A 5683-nucleotide genomic window follows, 5' to 3' on the forward strand; every position below is an offset into this window, starting at 1 on the left:
ACCGTCGAGCTGCAGGGGTATTTCCGGGTCGCGGACGGCTACTTCGCCGCCGACCACACGTCCTTCTGGGGCTGCAAGATCGGCTGAGCGGCCGAAGCAGGCTTCGATGACCCGCCCCGATCCGATCAAGGTTCCCGGCCGGATCAGGCCGTGCGTACCGGTGATCTGATTCCACGGTGGGCAGCTTGCTCAAGCCATCTTTTGTTCTAGTCGGTGCTTGCGCTTTTCCCAATCGGGTAGGACGCGGTCCAAAAGCTCGAAGAACTCTGGACCGTGGTGCGGCACCGCAATATGGCAGAGCTCGTGCGTAATAACGTAGTCGATTGCGTCGATTGGCGCCTCGATCAGGCGGCGATTAAGCAGCAGCCGCGATGCGGGTGACATCGAACCCCACCGCTGCCGGAGTTGGCGCACGATCAGGCCTTTGGGGCGGAAGTCTTCAGGGGCCGGGAAGCGCAGCAGATTGACTTCGAGGCGTTCGGTGAACTTTGAATGGGCCCGCTGCCGATACCAACCCTCCACAAGTGCGCGGGTGACCTCGGTCCGTTCGGGCCTGTGCGTTTGGACCACGATGAAGCCACGGACGAGCTTCACCGTCGCCTGGATGTGGGGCACTAGCTTCAGTCGATACTGGCGTCCAAGATAGAGATGGGTCTCGCCCGCGACATACTGGCGATCCGGGGTGCGCGGCAGGAACTGGATGAAATACCGCTGCTGGCGCCGGATCCACGCGGCGCGCTTGCGCACTTTCTCCTCGATAGCCGCCAGCTGAGCATCCTGTGGAGCAGCGACCACAACAGAGGCGTCGGGCTCTACGGCGATTTCCAGCGTCGTCCGATCGCGGCGCACGATGGAGAAATCGATCTGGTGTTCACCATACCTGATGCTGTGTCGTTCCGCCTTCATCCAGGAAACCGCGCCCGGGCCAGGTCCATGATCTTGAGTTCAAGATCGTCCAATACCTCGACCGTCAGCTCGATGCCGCGCTCATCGCGAAGGACATCAAAGAAGTAATCGTCGATCGCGTTGCGCATCTTGTTCTGAGCGACGTCGTTGGACCAGACGTCGACGATATGGTGGGACTTGATGATGTCGATGATCGTGAGCGCAATGTCGGCAACCTCATCGGCCGCGATCGGCTGACCGTCGTCGGTCGCGAGCACGCCTTCAAGGACCCCGAAGAACGCCTGCCCATCGTCGTTGCCCTTGATCGCATCCGGCACCTCGCGCCCCCGGTCCTTGCGGGCAACCTTGCTGGCCAGATCGACTACGTTCTTGAGGTAATCGCGCTCGGAAATCCGTTTGGCCCGATAGTCGCGGATGGTTTCCTCCAGCAGTTCCGAGAAACTGCGGTAGAAGGTCGGATCCTCGTCCATCTTTTCGGTGATGGTCCGGCGCGTCGCACTGGCGATCCGGTCCGCCCTCGACGCCTCGGAGACGCCCGTCTCCTCCACCACCGCTTTCAGCGCGTCCGGGTCGTTGATGTTGACCATCTCGATGATCGTCTCGGCCGGCATGGCAACCATATGGTCGTCCAGCAGCTTTTGGATCTTTGGCTCGAACTCCTTGACGTCGACGGTCTCCTGGTAGCGAAGCTGGACCGAGCGCCGCAGCTCGGAGAACTGCTTCCAGTCCTTTTTCATGGCGTCGATCTTCGCCTCGTCGAAGACGTCGAAGAGCTTGTCCGACGACAGCGAGATATGGAGGCAGCGGCTGAACGCCTTCAGTCGTTCATAGAACTCCTGCCGGATCGCCTCATCGGCCAGGAACTGTTCGAACTGCTCCATGTCCTTCTTGTTCTTGACCGGTTTGAACAGGTCCCAGAGCTGATCGTGCAGCTGGGGCAGCTTCCGGATTTCCTCGCGCACGTCGTGGACCGTGCCGGCGAGATCGGTGGCGTCGAAGCCCTCGAAGGCGCTGTAGGCCGTCAGCGCCGTGTCGAGTTCTCCGAGCAGCCCCTCGTAGTCGATGATGAAGCCGAACTGCTTCTCGGTCGCGCCGTCTTCGTAGAGCCGGTTCACGCGGGCGATCGCCTGCAGCAGGTTATGTTCGCGCAGCGACTTGCACACATAGAGCACGGTATTGCGCGGCGCATCGAACCCGGTCAGCAGCTTCGACACGACGATGAGGATCTCCGGATCGCCCGAGCCCTTGAATGCATCGATGATCTGCCGGGTGTATTCGTCCTCGGTCTTGTACCGGGCCATCATCCGCACCCAGAATCCGCGCACGAGGTCCTTCGATTCCTTGTCGACCTCCTCGTTGCCCTCGTTGTCATCGGGCGGCGAGATGACGATTTCGCTGGTGACGTGCCCGATCTCGTCGAGCACCTCCTTGAAGCGGACGGCCGCTGCCTTGGACGGCGCCACAAGCTGTGCCTTGAATCCCGTGCCTTGCCAGTGCTGGCGGAAGTGCTCCGAGATATCGAAAGCTTTCGCCCGGATCGCCTGGCCCGTCTTTGAGAGCGCGTCCATGCGGGAAAACTTGCGCTTCAGGTCGGCCTTCTGGCTGGGGGTCAAGCCCTCGCTGATCTTGTCGAACCACTTGTCGATCACGCCGCCATTGACCTGCTGCTCGACAAGCCGTCCCTCATAGAGGAGCGGCACAACGGCCCCGTCGGCGACAGCCTCGTCGATCGCGTATTTGTGGATCAGGCCGCCGAAGGTCGAGAGCGTATTCTTCTCCTTCTTCAGGAGCGGCGTTCCGGTGAAGCCGAGATAGCAGGCCTTCGGCAGCAGCCGGCGCATCCGCATGGCGAACTGGCTGTGACCGCCATAGCGCCCGGTCTGCGAGCGATGGCTCTCGTCGACCAGGACGAAAACGTTGGCATCATCGTCGACGTCCTCGGCGGCTTTGGCGGCTGTATCGAACTTGTTGATGATGGTCGTCACAAGTGGCGTCTGGTTTCGGATCAGATCGATCAGATGGGCGCCGCTGGTCGCCCGCACGGGTTCCAGTTCGCAGGACTTGAACGTGTCCTTGATCTGCTTGTCGAGATCGTCGCGGTCGGTGACAATCAGAATGCGCGGATTGGGGATGGCCCCGTCGAGCGCGAGCGAGCGCCCCAGCATCACCATGGTCAGGGACTTGCCCGACCCTTGGGTGTGCCAGATCACGCCACCCTTGCGGCTGCCGTCCAGTTTGAACTGGCGGACCCGTTCGACAGCCTTCCGGATGCCGAAGAACTGCTGATGGCGCGCGACCTTGCGTGCGCCGCCATCGAACACGGTGAAGCGACGGGTCAGGTCCAGCAGGCGTTCCGGCCGGCACATCGCATGGATTGCTCGGTCCTGCGCCGTGATCGCGCGCGCACCTTCGGCGGCCAGGGCTTCGAAATGAGCGCGGGCAAAGGCGAAGTCACCCGAGAAAACCGCGTCCGCCTCCGCCGCGGTGAGCGGTCGATTTGCCATCTGATCGATGATCTCGTCCCGGTCTTCCTCGTCCCGCCACGTCTGCCAGAACTGCCGCGGCGTACCCACGGTGGCGTAGCGCGCCTCGACACGGTTCATCACCATGAGAAGCTGCGCGAAGTGGAACAGTTGCGGGATGTTGTCTTCGTTCTGGTAGCCGATCAGCTGGCTACCGGCCTTCTTCAGGCTCTCGGTCGGCCGCTTGTTCTCGATCACGAGGAACGGGATGCCGTTCACGTAGCCGACGATGTCGCAGCGCCTGGTCTGGGTGCTGGCCGTCCGCTCGACCGAGACTTCGGCCGTCACGTGATAGATGTTGTTCGCAGGCCGCTCCCAATCGACGTAGCGGAACGACCAGGACTTCGAGTCCCCCTGAATCGTTTTGGTGATGGTCGTCCCGAGTACGAGGGTGTCGTAAATGTCCTGATTGGTCCCGCGCAGGCCCTTCTGACGGTCAGGCGTAGGCTTCAGCCGCCGAATGGCTTCATGCGCATCCTCGAGGTCGAAGCGATACTCCCGGCCGCGATGGGTAAAGCTGTTGATCCGCAGAAGCTGGTCCGCAAGAACGTCGTCGAGCACCACGTTGCGCAGGCGATTGCCGCGCAGGCGCACCGCCTCGGCCTGAGATAGCGGCGTGAACCCCAGCGCCACCAACATTTGCAGGGCAGGGATCTGGGACTGATGCTTTTCGGCGGCGTCGAAGGTCATGGGCAGCGCTCCCGCCTGCGGATTAACTTGCACGAAAGGGGTTTCGTGGTTATCTCTTTGTCAAAGGATTGGGAATTTCCCGGTCGACATGAGGGTCCTGGAGCTTCCGGGGCCCTTTTGTTTTTCACTGTAGAACAATCGCTTATGGGAAGCATTTGAGTCCTCCCAGCTTGGGCCGGATGATGTCGAACGCGCGGTTCGGCTGGCCAGGGCGCAGCTGCGACAGGGCGATCGGCCGGGCGGTCAGGTCCGCCAGCTGCAAGCCGGCCGCATTTGCCGCCTTCGACATGAACACGGGCTGGAAATCGAAGCGGCTGAAATCGTGGCGCCTGTAGCCCCAGTGGCCGTCATTCCCGGCGATCCGCCGGAACTCCAGTTCGAGTTCCGCATCCTCCTTCTTGCCCCGGCTCTCGAAGATCACGTGCACGGTCTTGCCGTGCTGGCTTTCGGCGGTGAGCATCCCGTGCAGCCGCTCCATGCAGAACAGCAGCGCGATCTCATACGGGTTCCAGGGGTTGGCGTATTTCGCCCGCAGCCTCTCCTTGTCGATGACCGAGGCGAAGATGGTCATCGGCGCGGCTTCGATCAGGCTGTTCAAGCCGTTATAGAATCGCTTCCGCAGGGCGGGGTCGGTCATCAGTATGGCGAAGGGGCCCTTGCTCTTGCGGATCTCGTGCTCGTGCAGGATGACGGCGTCATGCCTCCAGATGCCGAACTTGAAGCTCTGCACCGCGGGCACAACCGTGCCGGAATAGTCGGCCTTGCGCATCACGCAGAAGGTCAGCGCGAACACGGGGTATTCCGGGTCGATGCTGACAAGCCCGTGGTCGCCGCTTTCATCGGCGTAAACGATGAAATCGGAGAAGTCAGGCACCGGACCCCTCCGGCGCCACCCGCCATTCGCCCGTCAGCAGCTTCTGCATCAGGCCGCGTTTCTGGCGGGTGAGGGCTTCGATTTCGGCGCCGAGCAGGTCAAGTTCGGCATTGCCCGTGGTCAGGGCGCGCGCGATCTTTTCTTGTTCGTCTCGGGGCGGAACCACCACCGACAGGCGTTCAAAGTCGGTGCGCTGAATGTTCGGGAGGCCGGAGCCAACCCGAAGGCGCATGATCTCAGCTTCACGCGCTTTCAGCGAGTGAAACAGGAAATCTCGTTCGACCACTTTTGAAAGGTCTTGCAGGGCGTAGCAATGGCCACCTAGCCAGAAACGCCTGTCAGCAAGATTGACGAACCCACAGGAGTTGCCGCCTTCGCTGACCGTGATCGTGCCGCCTTCGGTGTTCCATTCATTATGGAAACCGGATGGTGACATACCGCCATTCCAGACCGGATATTCGCCCTTGGCGATGTCGAGCTTGTTTAGCTGCCGGCCCTTGATGATGCGCGCGAGGGTGGCGAGCGGTTTCGTTACGGTGGCCGGATCATCCGCCGCTCGATCAAACAGGGCGCGACTCAGTCCGCGCAACCGACGCAGCTTCGTCGCCCGCAGCGCCTCGAGCTTCTCGATGGCCTCGTCCCATGTCCGCAGGATTTCGGCGATCTTGCGCTGTTCGGGGAGCGGGGGGAG

The 5683-nt window shown here is 61.8% G+C and carries 4 protein-coding genes; all 4 read right to left on the reverse strand.

Annotated elements, in window-relative coordinates; genetic code table 11:
- Positions 1-189: 189 nt before the first annotated feature.
- Positions 190-906, reverse strand: a complete 717-nt coding sequence (locus ENN83_RS03990; RefSeq protein ID WP_287184312.1) for a M48 family metallopeptidase — start codon at positions 904-906, stop codon at positions 190-192.
- Positions 903-4118: a type I restriction endonuclease subunit R gene (locus ENN83_RS03995; RefSeq protein WP_287184314.1), complete on the reverse strand. Its 3216-nt coding sequence runs from the start codon at positions 4116-4118 to the stop codon at positions 903-905. The genes ENN83_RS03990 and ENN83_RS03995 overlap by 4 nt, the downstream gene beginning before the upstream one ends.
- Before the next feature lie 142 nt (positions 4119-4260).
- A complete protein-coding gene (locus ENN83_RS04000; RefSeq protein WP_287184316.1) occupies positions 4261-4992 on the reverse strand; it encodes a DUF3800 domain-containing protein in 732 nt (243 codons plus the stop codon).
- On the reverse strand, positions 4985-5683 hold a 699-nt coding region (locus ENN83_RS04005), incomplete at its 5' end, for a restriction endonuclease subunit S (RefSeq protein ID WP_287184317.1). The genes ENN83_RS04000 and ENN83_RS04005, both read right to left, overlap by 8 nt.

Source organism: Rhodovulum sp., assembly GCF_011048875.1.
Lineage (GTDB): Bacteria > Pseudomonadota > Alphaproteobacteria > Rhodobacterales > Rhodobacteraceae > Rhodovulum > Rhodovulum tesquicola.